Annotated in this window: 16 protein-coding genes and 1 pseudogene; 13 read left to right on the forward strand and 4 right to left on the reverse strand. The window is 35.1% G+C overall.

The features are described from left to right. Nucleotides 1–194 precede the first annotated feature (194 nt). Nucleotides 195–1,262, reverse strand: coding sequence for a rod shape-determining protein (locus ABWU28_RS00220; protein WP_064085834.1), 1,068 nt, complete (start codon nt 1,260–1,262; stop codon nt 195–197). A gap of 20 nt (nt 1,263–1,282) precedes the next feature. Beyond that, nucleotides 1,283–2,701, reverse strand: a complete 1,419-nt coding sequence (locus tag ABWU28_RS00225; protein WP_264375088.1) for a carboxypeptidase — start codon at nt 2,699–2,701, stop codon at nt 1,283–1,285. A 274-nt stretch (nt 2,702–2,975) separates the two neighbouring features. Between ABWU28_RS00225 and ABWU28_RS00230 the strand changes: the two genes are divergently transcribed. The 6 genes and pseudogenes from ABWU28_RS00230 (at nt 2,976) to ftsH (ending at nt 9,182) form a co-directional block, all read left to right on the forward strand. Continuing rightward, complete coding sequence (locus tag ABWU28_RS00230) at nt 2,976–3,455, forward strand: OmpA family protein (protein ID WP_007302208.1); 480 nt, start codon at nt 2,976–2,978, stop codon at nt 3,453–3,455. 115 nt (nt 3,456–3,570) lie between these two features. Continuing rightward, nucleotides 3,571–4,527 carry an IS5 family transposase gene (locus ABWU28_RS00235; RefSeq protein WP_213863789.1) on the forward strand — a complete coding sequence of 319 codons (957 nt, stop codon included), beginning with the start codon at nt 3,571–3,573 and terminating at the stop codon, nt 4,525–4,527. Between the two features lie 168 nt (nt 4,528–4,695). Next, the gene (gene tilS / locus ABWU28_RS00240; protein ID WP_353275265.1) at nt 4,696–5,991 is read left to right on the forward strand and encodes a tRNA lysidine(34) synthetase TilS; all 1,296 of its coding nucleotides are present in this window, start codon (nt 4,696–4,698) and stop codon (nt 5,989–5,991) included. A 129-nt stretch (nt 5,992–6,120) separates the two neighbouring features. Next, a complete protein-coding gene (locus tag ABWU28_RS00245) occupies nt 6,121–7,134 on the forward strand; it encodes an ATP-binding protein (protein ID WP_264685967.1) in 1,014 nt (337 codons plus the stop codon). Nucleotides 7,135–7,191: 57 nt separating this feature from the next. Further along, nucleotides 7,192–7,340: pseudogene (locus ABWU28_RS07235) on the forward strand (tRNA(Ile)-lysidine synthetase); the annotation flags it as partial. 12 nt (nt 7,341–7,352) lie between these two features. Further along, nucleotides 7,353–9,182 (forward strand): ATP-dependent zinc metalloprotease FtsH, encoded by a 1,830-nt coding sequence (gene ftsH, locus ABWU28_RS00250; protein ID WP_254229344.1) that lies wholly within the window; start codon nt 7,353–7,355, stop codon nt 9,180–9,182. Nucleotides 9,183–9,306: 124 nt separating this feature from the next. Here ftsH and ABWU28_RS00255 read toward each other — a convergent pair whose 3' ends face one another. Then, entirely contained in the window at nt 9,307–10,257 is a 951-nt protein-coding gene (locus ABWU28_RS00255; RefSeq protein WP_264376656.1) for a hypothetical protein, read from the reverse strand. A 236-nt stretch (nt 10,258–10,493) separates the two neighbouring features. On the opposite strand from ABWU28_RS00255, the gene ABWU28_RS00260 reads away from it, so the two are divergent. The 7 genes from ABWU28_RS00260 (at nt 10,494) to ABWU28_RS00290 (ending at nt 15,275) form a co-directional block, all read left to right on the forward strand. Next, entirely contained in the window at nt 10,494–10,988 is a 495-nt protein-coding gene (locus tag ABWU28_RS00260; RefSeq protein WP_149168710.1) for a hypothetical protein, read from the forward strand. A gap of 284 nt (nt 10,989–11,272) precedes the next feature. Next, entirely contained in the window at nt 11,273–12,535 is a 1,263-nt protein-coding gene (locus tag ABWU28_RS00265; RefSeq protein WP_007302203.1) for a pyruvate dehydrogenase complex dihydrolipoamide acetyltransferase, read from the forward strand. Nucleotides 12,536–12,592: 57 nt separating this feature from the next. Next, nucleotides 12,593–13,234: a hypothetical protein gene (locus ABWU28_RS00270; protein ID WP_353275268.1), complete on the forward strand. Its 642-nt coding sequence runs from the start codon at nt 12,593–12,595 to the stop codon at nt 13,232–13,234. Beyond that, nucleotides 13,224–13,610 (forward strand): hypothetical protein, encoded by a 387-nt coding sequence (locus tag ABWU28_RS00275; RefSeq protein ID WP_353274937.1) that lies wholly within the window; start codon nt 13,224–13,226, stop codon nt 13,608–13,610. The genes ABWU28_RS00270 and ABWU28_RS00275 overlap by 11 nt, the downstream gene beginning before the upstream one ends. Before the next feature lie 26 nt (nt 13,611–13,636). Continuing rightward, the gene (ltrA, locus tag ABWU28_RS00280) at nt 13,637–14,938 is read left to right on the forward strand and encodes a group II intron reverse transcriptase/maturase (protein WP_353274935.1); all 1,302 of its coding nucleotides are present in this window, start codon (nt 13,637–13,639) and stop codon (nt 14,936–14,938) included. Nucleotides 14,939–14,949: 11 nt separating this feature from the next. Next, nucleotides 14,950–15,135 carry a hypothetical protein gene (locus tag ABWU28_RS00285; RefSeq protein ID WP_353275270.1) on the forward strand — a complete coding sequence of 62 codons (186 nt, stop codon included), beginning with the start codon at nt 14,950–14,952 and terminating at the stop codon, nt 15,133–15,135. Beyond that, nucleotides 15,087–15,275: a hypothetical protein gene (locus ABWU28_RS00290; protein ID WP_353275272.1), complete on the forward strand. Its 189-nt coding sequence runs from the start codon at nt 15,087–15,089 to the stop codon at nt 15,273–15,275. The genes ABWU28_RS00285 and ABWU28_RS00290 overlap by 49 nt, the downstream gene beginning before the upstream one ends. A gap of 99 nt (nt 15,276–15,374) precedes the next feature. Here ABWU28_RS00290 and ABWU28_RS00295 read toward each other — a convergent pair whose 3' ends face one another. Continuing rightward, the gene (locus ABWU28_RS00295) at nt 15,375–17,120 is read right to left on the reverse strand and encodes a type I secretion system permease/ATPase (protein ID WP_017532259.1); all 1,746 of its coding nucleotides are present in this window, start codon (nt 17,118–17,120) and stop codon (nt 15,375–15,377) included. Between the last annotated feature and the right edge of the window lie 4 nt (nt 17,121–17,124).

The following is a 17,124-nucleotide window of genomic DNA, read 5'->3' on the forward strand; positions in this document are numbered from 1 at the left end:
CAAGCACTGGAATCCAGTTTCTATTACACAATTTCATCGAAACAGCATACTTATTTGTAGTCAAGTTCCAGTGTCAAGCGCTGGGATGACACCCCTTCCTGCTGGAAGTTGCCTTTAAATTACTTGGTGCGTGACACTGGGATCTCATTTATATTACATAATTCCATCAAAACAATTCGATCTTCAAAAACAATTTAATCTTGCTTGAATAAAACATGGCCAAAATAGTCCATGTTTTCAAGTACTTTTCCGCTACCCAGGGCAACACAACAAAGTGGATCATCTGCAACACGAACTGGTAATTTTGTTGTTTCACTAATAACTTTACTCAAGTTGCGCAATAACCCACCTCCACCAGATAAAATTATTCCTCTATCAACTATATCAGAAGAAAGTTCGGGTGGAGTACTCTCCAGTGCAGTTCTAATAGCAGAAATTATCTGATGTACAGGCTCTATTAGGCTCTCTGCAACTTGATATTCTGATAAAAGCATTTCTTTTGGCATACCACTCACTAAATCCCTGCCTTTAATTATCATTCCCTCTTTGTTGTTTTCAACTGGCAGACTGGCTGAACCGACGTTTTTCTTAATTTTTTCAGCAGTTGTTTCGCCAATCAATAACTTATGATTTTCACGAATGTATGACTTTATTGCCTCATCCATAATATCACCACCTACTCTGGCAGAACGTGAATAAACAATTCCACCTAAAGAAATAATTGCAACTTCAGTTGTACCACCTCCTATGTCAACAATCATAGAACCTTCAGGTTCGGTAACTGGAAGTCCAGCCCCAATTGCTGCAGCCATTGGTTCTTCAATTAAGAATACTTCATTTGCACCAGCACTTTCTGCTGCATCTTGTATAGCACGCCTTTCAACTGGGGTAGATCCAGATGGAACACATATGATAATATTAGGCTTATTAACAGTGAATCTTGTGTTTGCGCTGCGTATGAAATATTTTAACATTTCTTCCGCGCTTTTAAAATCAGCAATAACTCCGTCTTTCAAGGGCCTTATCGCTTCTATTTCTCCAGGTGTTTTTCCGAGCATCATCTTAGCTTTTTTGCCAAAAGCATAAGGAACGTAACTTCCTTTTTCTTTTACTCTTGCTACAACTGAGGGTTCATCAAGCACTATCCCCTGACTTTTCTGATAAACTAAAGTATTTGCAGTACCAAGATCTATAGCAATATCGCTAGCAAATAAACCTTTGAAAGTAAAAAAATTTCTGATTAAATTCTGAACAAAACTCATACACAACTCAAGAAAACCATTTATTGAGACAAATTATACTTTTCAGATAAGTAACTAGTGTAGCACTCAATATCTAAATCCCTACCTGTTACCTTTTTTAGCTGTTCCAAAAAGCCATAATTTGCACTATATACATTTTTAGAGAACCAATCGATAAGTAAACTGAAATCTCCTTTTACTATAGAATCTAAAAATTCGTAATGATTTTTCTTAATGAAAGAAAAAAACTGCACAGCAGCGATTAACGCTATGACTTTAATAGGAAAGTAGCCTATAACACCACTTATCCAATACTCATCTTGAAAATAAGTGTCTAGCTCATTTTTAGCTTTTACTGAAATCTTGTAATGCTTCATACCTTCCAACCATTTATCGTGTAGATCTTTAACTTCTAACGTACCATTTATTAGATCTTGTTCTAATTTAGTTCTTAGCATAATGTGAGCCAATAAACTAAATTCATCCGCATTCTTCAAAAAAGATGAAAGATTTACTTTATTGAAAATCAAATACAAATTTTCAACACTACTATTAATTTTGCCTTTTGTAGAAAGTTTCTCCTTTATGTGTGGTTGAATGAACTCAATAAATTCTCTGGATGTTCCAATGATCCTTTCCATGAATAACCCTTGAGTTTCATACATAATATGTTTTGTAATTGAGCTCTTTATAGAATTTTGCGCTAAACATTTTTGATGAATTGCATAACCAGTATGCCGTAAAAGTAAAAATAAACCATAACAAAGGTCAGATTCATCATAATCGATAGAATCGTAATAAGAAATGGAAATCTCATTTGGTGTAACACTCATTTGCTGTAAGAATAAGGAACCAAGTTCAATCTGTCTCTGAACCGTAACTTTTTGTATATTAGTAACCTTATCCTTCTTCTGCTTTTGAGTTACTTTCTCTACATTTTCACTAAAAAATTTACCTAGCTTAGGAAATATTTCCTTTATGTTCTTTTCTGTGATATTAGAGTCATAGTCAGCAAGCAATGACTCATAGTTTGAGCGCTTTAATTGCTGCGATTTTATAGAAGCTGCTTCACGAGTAAGCTTAATTAGGTTAGTAAAGCATTCTTTCAGCTTTTCTAAGTTACTAATTTCAGAATTAGTTAGCCTCCATAAGTTTTGGCATTCAATCTTAGCTTTGGACAAAGATTTTACTAAATCAACAGGAATAGCACTGCTGCTTTTGTGTATCCCCTCTATTAACTTTAGCTGCTGAATATTAGCACTCTTTTTATTCCTAAGAGCATTCGCTAATGATTCCTTTATTGCATCATGAGAGATAATTTCATGTCTGATTTCCTCTAGAAGACACATTTGTTCAACTTTGTCCTCTACATTCAATTGGCTTTTGCTTAGTAGTTTTAGTGTGTTTTCGATATTCCTTACCTTATGTAATACTTCCTCTAAAAACTTATAAGATCTCATTTTTATTCATTGCTTTGAAACATCTGCTTAATATCGTAATAGATTAATAATAAAGTTAAAAGTATATTTGCTTAAAGTACAATAAAAAATTGTATTTTTATTCTTTTATTGTACTTCATTGCTAAGAATTGAGCATCTTATCAGAAAATTAATTATAAGATTGTAAAGAAAACATTTAGTATTTTATTTCCCTTGACTCTATTCTAGTATAGAGGGATTATTAGTACTAAAATTAAAATTACGCACTATATTTTAAATTTATGGAGGTTTAGTGATGTGGAGTAGACTGATTATAATGTGTTGTTTTTGTTTACTGCTTACTGGTGTAAGTTCTTGCCCTAAAAAAGGAGTAAATACGACAAATAAAATGAATGCTGTTGTTAAGCAGATAGGTGATAAAAGAGTTTTCTTTGGTTATGATGAATCTAGTATCAGTGAAGTGAGTGCAGATGCATTACTTGACGTGATGGAAGTGTTACAAAATAATCCTGACGCAAAGGTCACTTTAACTGGTCATACTGACAATCGTGGTTCTCACGAGTATAATCTTGCACTAGGAGCTAGAAGAGCAGATGCAGCTAAAAAATTTATGGTCAGCTGTACACCTTATCTAGAAAATAGAATAAAAACTGCTTCTAAAGGTGAAACTGAGCCTTTGGTTAATGTAAAAGATGATTCTAGAAATTCTAAATATGAAAAAGAGCATGCTAAAAATCGTAGAGTGGAATTTTCATTTTCTGGAATAAAGAAGTAGTTTCTTGCATTAAAACCTGGATCCCAGTGGGCTTTGTTGCACCACTCAAGGAAAGAACAGGCAGTTACTGATGGAATTTGTTATAAAATAGATATTTAGCCGACAAAGGAAAAATATGCCAATAAGAATGAAAGTCAGTAACTGCAATGAATATAACAAATTTCTTCAAGAAAGGGGAAATGTTTTTCATTATATCAACGATGCCATTGAAAATTGGTACGAAAATAGTCCAAAAGTAGCAGGTGGCAACAATGTCTACAGCGACAAAGTAGTGATTCTAATTCACATAATAACCTATCTATTCAGGATTGGTCTTAGGCAAACAGTGGGATTTATAGAGAAATATCTTGAGCAAATAGGGAAAATTTTGCAAATTATCAGCTATTCGCAGGCTTCAAGAAGGTTTAAAAAGCTTAATATCAAAATCAACGACTGCAGAGTTGATAAGAACGATATGGAAGATATTGAAATTGCTATAGATAGTACAGGTATCAGCATCTACAATAATATTCCAGGCCATAGTAAGGCAAATGGTACAGATAGAAAGTATCGCCGCTATGAGCAAACAAGAAAGCTACATGTAATGCTAGAGATAGGTAGTAAAAAAGTTATAGCTGCAAAATACAGTAGTGGAGTTTATTCCGACCACTATGGAGCCTGTGATCTTATTGAAAGAGTGGATACCAAGTATAACATAAGCACGATATATGCAGATAGGGCATATAATCGAAAGAAGTTATACAAACTGTGCGATGAGCTTGACATAAAGACAAGGATTCCTCCGCAAAATAATGCAGTAGAGCATCCAAAGTTGGATTATATGAATGAGAGAAATTCTACAATCAAGCTCATAAAGTCATATGATGAAGATGGTATGAAGAGGTGGAAAAAAGAGATAAATTATTGGAAGAGATCTTATATAGAAAGTTTTTTCTCGCGACTGAAGCAAATATTTGGATTTAGTTTTAGGAATAAATCTGAGATTAATCGTGAGAAGGAACTGCTACTCAAGTGTTATTTGCTTAACAAATTTACTGAAATAGGCATGGCTAAGTTTGATATAGCTTCATGAATTTATTATACATTACCCACTATCCGAAGAGCTGTGCAACAAAGCCATCCCAGTGTCAAGCACTGGGATGACAAAAGAGAGCAATTACGCTGCTTGTTAGCGGGATCTATATATAACACAAATAAGTCGCTGTATGACGTGGAGACTATCTGGCCATCAAGAAACATAATGAAATTAGAGTTATTATTTCAAAATATAGTTAATAAGTTTGCTTTTCATGATAATCAAGTTGCGATTGCAGTATCAGGTGGTGTAGACAGTGTAGTTTTATTGCACTTAATGATTAATTGGGCAAAAAAAAATAAACCTTCACTTCCTATAGCATTAACAGTAAATCATGGGTTACGTTCAGAGTCTCAAAAAGAAGCTGATTTTGCTGTAAGCTATGCAAAAGAACTTGGGGCAAAGGAATCGCTCATGTTAAATTGGGAGAAGAAAAATATTAAAGGCAATATTCAGTTGCAGGCACGAAAAGCACGGTATAACTTATTAACAAAATGGTGTAAAAATAATAATGTTAAATATTTATTTGTTGCTCACCACAAAAATGATCAAGCAGAAACGTTCTTGTTGAGATTAGAGCGGGGTAGTGGCGTAGATGGATTATCATCAATGGATTACAAATCTTTCTTAAATGGTGTTTATATATTTAGGCCGTTGTTAAATTTTAGTCGTAGTGAAATAGAAAGGTATGCTAAGCTTCATCAGTTAAGATGGATCGAAGATAGAAGCAATTATGACTTAAAATACAGACGAACTTTATACCGTAACTTACTTAAAGCAAGTGATAATCAAGATGTTCTAACAGAGCGAATATGCCTTACAGCACTTCATATGAAAAGAGCTGCAAAAGCGTTGATGCACTACACACGCCTTGCATTTGATGATTGTGTTAATGTTCATGATTTTGGTTATATTGAAATTAAACTAAGTGAATTTTATCAATTGCCAGAGGAAATAGCCTTGAGGCTTCTTCTTTACTCTATAATGGCAATTGCCAGCAAACATTATAAACCAAGGTACAACAGCCTTATCGTAATATTTAATAAAATATTGCAAAAGGGTAGTAATGTTAACTGTACACTTTCTGGGTGCAAAATAAGAAAATATGGAGAAAATATCTTAATAATTAGAGAATCGTCAAAGATACAAGAAATTACTGTAAATTTGCCTATGTGCGAACCCATTACATGGGACAATAGATTTGGCTGTACAATACTTAGCAATCAGAAGTGTTCAGTAACTCTTGCTCCGCTAAAGAAAACACAAAAAATTCCTGAATTTCTAAAAGATTACAACTGCTGCCCTGAAGTTTTTTACTCTTTACCTGTAGTCCTAAAAGATGGAAAGATGTTTGCTTATCCATGTATGAAACATAATAGTAAGAGCACTAGTGATGGCGAGATTAAATATTTTATCGCTAGTATAATAAAGGAAAATTTGCTAAAGTTAACTAATATTTAATTAAGGGTTAGAATGAGTGGGACAAGATTTTTTAAATTTGTTTTATTATGTCTAACAATCGCTGCTTTTATTTATCTTATGTATGTTCTTTTTTTAAAAATTAAAGCTGCTGCGGCCACTATATCCTTCATGCCTATTATTATAACATCTGCTGTAGTGACATGTTCAGTAATATGCACTGCGGTTGTATTAGGTCTTGCTATTTGTTTTGCTATTTATTTAATGAAACCATCTAAAGTAATAGAAGGTGAGCAAGGTGAGCAAAAAGTAACACTTAATAATGTCATCTTATCAGATGAAATAAAAGAAGAGCTACGTATGATTTGTAATGATATATCACAAGAGAAGAAGGTAATGTTTGAAAAAGTTGGTTTTAAACCACCACAGGGTTACCTTTTATATGGTCCACCAGGAAATGGTAAAACACTTCTTGCTCGCGCTGTTGCAGGTGAAGCTAATATCTCATTTGAAAGTATTTCGGCCTCTGAGCTTGTTGGAGAGTATGTTGGTCAAGGTGTATATCATGTACGCAACTTTTTTAAAAGAGCAAAAAAGAATGCTCCTTGTATAATTTTTATAGATGAAATAGATTCCATAGGTGCAAAGCGCAATTCTATTGGTCATCACGTAAGTGAAAATTGCGCTAAAACTTTAAACCAACTATTGACCGAAATGGATGGTTTTAATTTTAACAAAGGTGTAATAGTAATTGCTGCAACTAATCGTCGTGAAGTTTTAGATGAAGCGCTTCTTAGGCCTGGCCGTTTTTCTAAGCATATCTATATTTCCCTACCAGAATTGGGCTCACGAGAAAAGATATTAGATCTTTATATGAAGAATGTGCCAGTTGGATCAGATCTAAACCTTAAAGAAATTGCAGAAAAAACTGAAGGCTATTCAGGCGCTGAGTTATCTAATTTAGTAAATGAGGCCAAGCATAATGCCGTAAGGCGTACTCAAGAGCAAAAAATAGAAGAACCTGTTGTTAGCATGGGTGATTTTACAAAAGCACTTGAAGAGTTTAATAGTACACATAAAAAATTCAAGAATAGAAAAGCGAGCAATACAGGTAATAATGTAATAAGTGCATTACTACAACCTGCTGTAGAAAATTATATGCAGCAGCATCTTACCAGTACATAACACATATACTTATTGCAGTGAAAAACAACTTTTTAAATTTGTAATTATTTTTCTAAAGTTTACTACTCTTTTCCAACAGTGAAAAAATGGAAAGGTGGTTGCTTATCCTGATGTAAATTATAACGAAAAAATACGGTGATGATAAGATTCGATTCATTATTAATAGCACGATAAAACAAAATTTGGTAAGCTTGATTAGTATTTAATTAGAAATGTAAATGAAAAAATTTTTAGAAGGCTTATTGATCTGGTTAGTGATTATTGTTCTTATTTCAGTTGCTTATATTCAATTTAGCGGAAGTATAGGTAAGAGTAAAACAACCATACCTTTTTCAGAATTTTTAACTAGACTAGAAGATAATGATATAGAAAATATTACAATAAGAAACCAAAGCATCGAAGGGAAGTTTAGGGATGGGTCAGCCTTTAACTCAAGTGGTGTTATATATAGTGACTTAATAAAAAGTTTGCATGATAGGAAAGTGAAGTTCTCCTTTTCAATTGGAGACTCTGCAATAGGTATAATTGGTGGATTACTTATTCAATGGGTTCCGACGCTTATCTTTATCGGTTTATTACTTTTCCTTTTTAAACAAACGCAAGCAGGAGGTAATAGAACTATAAGCTTTGGCAAATCAAAAGCTAGGCTTATGACTACTGGAAAAAAAGTGACATTTGATGATGTTGCTGGGATTGATGAAGCAAAAGAAGAGTTGGTTGAAATTGTTGATTTTCTTAAACAAAGGCAAAAATTTCAAGTGTTAGGTGGGAAGATACCAAAAGGATGTCTTTTAATTGGTTCCCCTGGAACTGGTAAAACTCTACTTGCTCGTGCAATTGCAGGTGAAGCTAATGTACCGTTTTTTAGTATTTCTGGATCTGATTTCGTTGAAATGTTTGTCGGTGTTGGTGCAAGCCGTGTCCGGGATATGTTTGATCAAGGCAAGAAAAATGCTCCTTGTATAATTTTCATAGACGAAATAGATGCAGTAGGTAGGCATCGCGGCATTGGTCTTGGTGGCGGTAACGACGAAAGGGAACAAACATTAAACCAGTTACTGGTTGAGATGGATGGTTTCGAGTCTAATGAAGGTGTGATAATAGTTGCTGCAACTAACCGTCCAGACGTCCTAGATCCAGCACTACTTAGACCTGGTCGTTTTGACCGACAGATTACTATTTCTTTACCTGATATAAATGGGCGTGAGAGAATATTAAATACGCATATAAAGAAAATATCGATAGCACCAGATGTAAACGTAAAAACAGTTGCGAGGGGAACGCCAGGTTTTTCAGGGGCTGATCTAGCAAATTTAGTGAATGAGTCTGCGCTTATTGCTGCAAGAAGAAATAAGAAAATTGTTACCATGGATGATTTTGAGTATGCACGTGATAAAGTGATGATGGGCATGGAAAGAAGGTCCTTAGTCATTACAGAAGAAGAAAAAAAGCTTACTGCTTACCATGAAGCTGGTCATGCAGTAGTTGCAGTTAATATGCCTGCTTCTGATCCTATACACAAAGCAACAATTATTCCACGTGGTAGAGCACTCGGTTTAGTTATGAGACTACCAGAAACAGATAGAGTGTCCCTCACAAGAGAAAAGATGCTAGCAGATATAACTGTTGCAATGGGTGGACGTGTGGCAGAAGAGCTAATTTTTGGCTATGATAAAGTCACAAGCGGCGCATCTTCAGATATAAAACTAGCATCAGATTTATCACGTGCTATGGTGACAAAATGGGGAATGAGTGACAAAATAGGGCCAATATATCACAATCGTGAACAAATCACACATGATTCTGAGACAATTTCTGAAGATACGTTAAGACTTATAGATGAGGAAATAAAGAAAGTTGTATTTTCTTGCTATGAAAAAGCAAAAGACATTTTAACCAAGCGTAGGAAAGACTTGGAGCTCATTGCTGAAAATCTACTGGAGTTTGAAACTTTAACAGGAGATGAAATAAGAGACATATTAAGTGGAAAAAAAATTGTTAGAAATGAAAATGAAGGTAAAGAAGAGATAAGAAGATCCTCTCTCTAATAAGATCTGGCTTTATTTAACCGCTAAAACAAAAATTTTTAATTAATTAGCTTAAGTTATAAGATCATAGTTAAGCCGATGTATTTTATAAATGGACTTTTTTGAACATTCTTCCAATTTTTTTCTAAATAACTCTTTGCCTATTTAAATAAGTATGTTCAGTATTAGAGCTTTCCAGACCGCTACTAGGAGAAAGATTAGGTTCTTGACCTTTAAACATCTCTATTAGCTTTAATACAGGAGCAGTTCCTGCTACAATAGCTCCTATAACAGCAGTAGCACCCATGATGAGAAGAATCGGTTCTGCAGTGGTGATTACACAAAGCTCAATACATAAACCAGCAATGACCATACCAACCATTATACCAATGAAAGCACCTACAATTATGGATGAAACTACACCAATTAATTGTCCTATTTTTGAACTAAGTGGTACTTCTCTTTCACGTCTAACAAAATTTGGCCGCATTCGCCTTCCCGCTCTTCTTCGTTCTCTCATTATTGTATATTCATCCCTATTTTCGGAGAGATTTAGTGATACTTCACTTGGCTGCATTTGTTCTCCTGGTCTTCTTATATTTTCACTCCTGTTTCCAGAGAGATTCAATGACGCTTCTCTTTCTCTAACAAAATTTGGCCGCATTTGTTGTTCTCTTGCCCTTCTTCGTTCTCTCATTATTATGTTTTCCTCAAAGAAGTTTAGTGGTACTTCTCTTTCACCTCTAATTCTAACATGATTTAGCTGTGCTTGTTCTACTAACAACCTTATTATACTTTCTATTTCATTTAGCGTTGCTCTTCCTCCAATATCCTTAATTGCCTTCTCAAATTTTAATAGCGACTTGTTATTTAGTCTGACATTATTCTGAGAATCACAAACAATAACCCAATCTAAAATTGGCTTTTTTTGACCACCATACTCTATATCATCATTAATGTGTTCCTTTAGTTTTTTAATTATCTCTACTGCTCTTGTTTCCATAGCTTCTATGGCGCTATCTTCACTTTCTATGAGTATATTGAAAACAATTCCTAATAACTCCTGTTGTAAATCCTTTCCTTCTTTAATATTCATAATTAGCCTCAACTTTTATATGCTATTTTGCCAAAATAATTTTACCAAATAAGTAATATATATACAATAATTCTCGTTTAAAAATTTTTTTACATTGGCTTATCTCAGTTATGTTTTAGGATGTAAAAGCTTCTTACTTTAATAATTTATTAAAGTAAACCATATATGGATTGCTATTTAGGAGCAGCTGTTGTACTTTAATCAGAAAGTACAGTAATGTAAGAAGGAGGTACTTTATGTCTTTAAAAAATGAAATTTCTGAATTGATAGAGCAACAGCTTGGCATTAAATATCATGACAATTGCTTAGCTTACACTATCCATAATTCGGCTGCAGGTGAAATATCCGATTCTATTGCTCTTTGCATAGTTGGCTGTGGCGATTGTGAGATTAAGTATCAAGGTATTGCTAATTCATTTAACATAACGAAAGAAGAAATTAACCAAAGTAATATAGAAAGCATAAAAAATAAGATAGAAAGTGAAGCTAGAAAAGAAGGTAGTGAATTTTCCGAGTTGATTTCTAGAATGGATCAATCGCTGAAAGAACAAAGTGAAAAGTCTATTATACAGATTTTAAATTCATCTGCTGAAGAGATGTTAAGGAGTTTTTGTGGTAGTTCTATACAGAGAACAGAGGATAAAGAAGTTAGTCTGTCCTCTGCTTCACATGAAGAGCCTGCTACAGAAGATTCGGAAACTACTATTAATTCTGATCTTTTATCAATTTAACCAGCTCCTCATATAAATTTTTTCTGTACCCAAGCTATATGTTTGTGAGAGGATAGTAAGCACTACATTTTTCTATTTCCATTATAACAGATTCGTCTATTTTCATGATGATCTTACTATTTGTACTCTGTCTAGGACTAAGCAATAGAAATAGTAGGATAACAGTAGTCAACCAAGATTCCAGCATCACGTACTAGGATGATATAAGTATCATAATTTACGATTAGATTGACATAGGGTAAAGAGTAAATTAAAAGTTAAATAGATCTTTTAATACAGAATAAATGCCTATAGAAATATTGATGCCTGCTCTTTCCCCAACAATGAGTAAAACTGGAGGAAAAATTGTAAAGTGGTGTAAAAAAGAACAAGATAAAGTTGAAATAGGTGATGTAATCGCTGAAATTGAGACTGATAAAGCCATAATGGAGTTTGAATCTGTCGATGAAGGAGTTTTGGCAAAAATTTTAGTGTCGGAAGGAACAAGTGGCGTGCCTGTAAATCAACTGATAGCTCTAATGTTAGAGGAAGGGGAAGATAAAAGCGCACTTGATTTAGCTTCTGCCATCAATACCAAGGTTGAGAAGGAGGTTGAAGCCGATTTTTCAGTATCATCCAACCCTTCGATTTCATCTAGCTCTTTAATGTCATCCCAGTGCGTGACACTGGGATCTAAAAAAGAGGATAGAGCAACAGAAAATAGAATAAAAGTAAGCCCCTTAGCTAAAAAAATAGCTCAAAATGAAGGTGTTGATATAAAGCGATTAAAAGGTACAGGTCCATATGGTCGTATCATCAAAGCTGATGTATTAGAATTTTTAGATCAAACTAAAAGCTATGAGAGATTTGAGGAAAATACAACAGTTGAAGTAAGTAATATGCGCCAAGTGATAGCGCAGCGCCTAGTTGAATCTAAGCAAAATATTCCACACTTTTATTTAACTGTAGACTGCCACGTTGATAAGCTAATATCGCTCAAAAATGAGGTTAATTCAGCAAATGAGAACAATAAAGTAACAATTAATGACTTAATTATAAAAGCTGTGGCTTTCAGCATGAAAAAATTTCCTGATATAAACTCATCGTGGATAGATACTAAAATAGTAAGATACTCAAATATAGATATCTCAATTGCTGTAGCGCTTGAGGATGGACTGATTACTCCTATAGTAAAAAATGCTGATGAAAAAAGTGTTTTATCTATATCAAAAGAAGTGAAAGATTTAGTAAATAGAGCAAGATCTGGAAAATTAAGGCCTGAAGAATTTCAAGGAGGAGGGTTTACCATTTCTAATTTAGGCATGTTTGGTATAAAAACTTTCAGTGCTATAATCAATCCACCACAGTCTTGCATTATGGCTGTCGGCGCATCTAAAAAACAACCAGTTGTCATAAGTGAAAAAATAGAGATAGCAGAGGTAATGACAGTTACTCTCTCTGTTGACCACAGAGCAGTTGATGGAGCACTCGGAGCAAAATTTTTAAATGCCTTTAAGTACTATATAGAAAACCCTACGGTGATGCTTCTTGAGCCTTTATTATTATAATAAAATTAATACCTCTTAGTTTATACTTTTATTAGTTAATAGGTTTAGAGGTAAAATATGACTTATAAAAAGATAGAAAAACGTAGTATATCTTTTGATGCTACAAAATCAAAATTTTCAAACGATAGGTTTCAAATAGATTCCTCATCTAATGAGTCAATAGATACCATTGGTAAAAAATTTAAGTATGAAGTGAAACTTCCAGGTGTTATTCACACTACAACAAGAAAAAATAATGTTGGAAGCGGATTAAATGAGTTGGATCTAAGAAAGAAAAATGAAAACTCTTTCAAGACACCAATAAAGAATATTGAAGAATCAGATAGTAAGAGAAACCAAAGTCATTTGCTGTTTCAGGAGGACTCATTTCCAGAACTACCAGCATGTGCATATAAGCCAGCACTGCTGCCAAAACCATCAAAAGAAAAAATAAAGGAAGCTGTAGATAAAATGCGCAATAATAGAAAAGCTCATAATTCTGCAAGTGTTGAAAATGGTGTTAGTTCAGACAGGTTCAAAGTGCGCCCGTTCTTATGTAGTGATATAGATGGATATGTAGCTCCTGACAAACGTGACCGTAATCTAGAAAGGTGTAGGGTTACACATGGTGCGCCAAGAAGTGCTTGGAGAACAGTTGGTGAAAATCCAACACAAACAAAGTCTAGCCAACAGTTTGGAACAGACCACTATGTTGCATGAGGTAACGAGTGTAATAGAGCTAGTGGGATGGACAATGCAGGGTACAACGAAAGTGAAGGGATTGAGTTCCGAAATACCTGAAGACATAGAGGTCGACATTTTCATGGCCATGGAAGACAGCATGAAGGATAGCGTAAAGGCAAGTTATCACTCACTCTATCGGGATCTGAGACCGTGCCATGTATTGAAATGGACTTCAAGTGAACTTGGGAGATCCTATGCATTCCTACAAAGGTACGCTGGAACAAGTCAACAAAGGCAAGAACTAGCGGAAGATGCAGGGGAAGTCGGACTGATTGATAGTACTCAGAATGTGGGAAAGCCACGTACAAGGGGAAGCGATCAGCAATATAGTAACTGGAATAGGGATTGCTAGGCCAATACAACGGAGGTTGGAATAACATGCAAAATAAACTAAACCAGATAGCAGTAAGAGCAAAGCAAGATAAGCGACTAAAATTCACATCGTTAGTCCATCTGATAAATACAGAGAATCTTGCGAGATGTTATAAAGAACTGAAGCGTAACAAGGCTTGTGGAGTAGACCAGATAACAGTGGAATCATACGGAGAAAATCTGAATGAGAAACTCGAAGTGCTAGTAGAAAGTATGAAGAGGAAGCAATATCAACCACAACCAGTAAAGAGGGTATATATACCGAAAGCTGGAAGTAAAGAGAAACGCGGACTCGGAATACCATCGACCGAGGATAAATTAGTACAGATTATGCTGAAGAAGATACTAGAAAATATTTACGAGGCAAACTTTCTGGACAGCTCATATGGATTTCGACCTGGAAGAAACTGTCATCAAGCGGTAAATGCACTAGATAAAGCAGTTATGTACAAGCCAATAAACTACATTGTAGAAGTGGATATCAAGAAGTTCTACGATAATATACAGCATAAATGGCTAATGAGATGTCTAAGGGAACGAATAACTGACCCAAATTTGCGGTGGTTAGTAAAGCGGTTTCTCAAGGCAGGGATAGTCGAAGCTGGAAATTATGAAGCAACAAAACAAGGTACACCCCAAGGTGGTATAGTAAGTCCTGTATTAGCAAATATATACTTACATTATGTGTTGGATTTATGGATAGAAAAGAAATTTAAACCAAGATCCAGAGGATATATACAACTAATAAGGTTTTGCGACGATTTTGTGGTTTGTTGCGAAAGTAAGGTAGACGCGGAAGAATTTCTGGAATTACTGAAACAAAGGCTAAATAAATTTGGGTTGGAAGTATCTGAAAACAAGACCAGAGTAGTAAAGTTTGGCAAGAGGGAGTGGCAACAAGCGATAAGAGAGAAACGAAGGACGGAAAGTTTCAATTTTCTGGGGTTTACGCACTATGGTGCAAAAAGTCGTCGTGGTAGATTAATAATGGGACATAAAACCTCAAAGTTAAATCTAGCCAGAAAACTAAAAGAAATCAAGGAGTGGTTGAAAATAGTCCGCGGAAGTATTCGACTTAAAGCTTGGTGGCAAGTACTGAAGGCTAAATTAACAGGACACTATAACTACTTTGGTATTAGCGGAAATTATTGGTGTTTGAAACAATTTTACACATCAGTAAGAAAGCTAGCATTTAAATGGATAAATCGGCGTAGTCAGAAAAAGAGTATGACCTGGGAACAGTTTGTACACTACGTAGAAGTAAATCCATTACCAAAGCCAAAAATACATTTTTCTTTATATGCATAAGAGGGACGACTGTGAAAACTAATATTGATGAGCCGTGTGCGGGAAATCTGCAAGCACGGTTCTTTAGGGGGAGTTGTAGTAATAAAACTCAAACGAGAGGAGTAAAGCTACAGCTTCTACCGAACATAGCAGTAAGCTTGAAGCACAAATGGAAAGAAAGCATGGGTTTCAATCAGATCCAAGTGTTAAGCATGTAAAGGCTGATACTGTAGTATGTTCTATTACTAAAGGTCATGACAAAAAAGGCGTTAAATCTGATGTCTCATATACACAAGAGCCTACATCAGAAATGTCTAAGGTTAATGTGAGAGAATTAGCAAATAGGTTCCGCGGCTAATCATTATTGGATTTTTCGAATAACAATTGCTTAAGATTTTATAAACTGTGCATATAGTACTCTATAAGAGAAAGAGAAGTGTGACAACTTCTCTCTTTCTTAACCACTTGCTGAAGAACGTTTATCTTCTGTGGCATCTGGTGATGGAGCAACTAATCTACTCAAAATCTCATCTTTTGGTCCCATAGCATAAATAACCCCATCTGACATGACGATCACTGTATTGACTACAGATAGTAGCTGTAGCTTATGAGTGATGATAACAGTGGTAGTATTTTGCTCTCTTGCAACATTGATTGCATTAATCAAGCGCGCCTCTCCATTACTGTCTAAGTTAGCATTCGGTTCATCAAGCACTAAAAGCTTAGTATTACCATAAAAAGCCCTTGCAAGTCCAAGAAGCTGTTTTTGGCCACCAGAGAGTATTACTCCTCCAGGTCCTCCTATTGTTGTATCATACCCATTTGGTAAGCTCAGTATTAATTCATGTATTCCTGCAATTTTTGCTGCTTTGATTATTTCTTCAGGATTTGGATCTGGTCTCATGCGGGCAATATTAGCTTTAACGCTCGTGTTAAATAACTCAATATCTTGAGGTAAGTAACCAACATAATTACCAAAGTTCTCTCGATTCCAAGTATATACATCAGCGCCATCTAGTCTGACTACACCTGATATGGGTTTCCAAACACCAACGGTTAGTTTTGCAATGGTCGACTTACCAGAAGCACTTGCACCAATAACACCAACAACATCCCCTGGTTCTATTACAAATGAGATTCCTTTTACTGTTGGCTTATTGCTCCCATAAGGAGTAAAAAATACCCTATCAAATTCCAACTTCCCTTCAGGCTCTGGTAGAGCCATAGTTTGCTCTCTTTTTGGGGATGTTAGGATAAGTCTTTGCAGCCTGCCATATGACATCTTGGCTTGATTTAAAAATTTCCAAGTATGAACTGCTGCATCAAATGGAGCCAATACTCTACCCATCAAAATCGAGGCAGCAATAATGCTACCGGCAGTTTTGTGAGCTGTGATTGCAAGTAATGCACCTGTTCCAATTACTGAAATTTGGAGAGTTGAACGTAAAAATTTAGTAATACCAGTAATTACATTAGAACGATTCTGCGCTGTAACTTGCATTGCACGATTTTGATCATTCCGTTTACACCAATCAGAAACTATAAATTCTGACATGCCCATAGCTTCAACCACCTCTGCGTTTCTTGTTGCAACATCTATAGCATTAATATTGCGTATAGTTTCTTCATTGGTTTCTCGCAATATACGCTTAGTGGCAAGTTCATTCCATACTGCCATTGAAACTAATATAATGATCCCGGCAATAGCTATAAACCCTGTAGAGGTATGTATCATAAAGATCACAACAAGGTAAATTAGCGACCATGGAGTATCGAACAGTGAAAATATACCATTTCCTGTAATGAAATTTTTTATTACTCCAAGATCTCGTATTGCTTCACCACTTGAAGTTGAGCTTTGTACTGATGTTAACCTGATTGACCTTACTATTAGATCTGGTGTTGCAGTTTTATCAATCCAATCACCAATTTTAGCCATAGCTAAATATCGACAAGTTTCAAGCATTGCAGAACATGCAAACGCAGATAAAGTAATAATCGTCAGCATAACTAGTGTTGACACACTCTCGCTCGATATCACTCGATCAAGTACCTGAGAGGTATAAAGTGGCAAAAATAACATTAACGCATTAATCCCTGAGCTAAACCAGAAAATGAACCAAAACGCACTCTTGCACTTCTCTAGACAAGTATATAGTATACTTTGCTTTAATTCCTTTTTTATTGACGGAGTGATTTCCACAATC

Origin of the sequence: Wolbachia endosymbiont (group B) of Pilophorus perplexus (assembly GCF_964028155.1) — a bacterium.
Classification (GTDB): domain Bacteria; phylum Pseudomonadota; class Alphaproteobacteria; order Rickettsiales; family Anaplasmataceae; genus Wolbachia.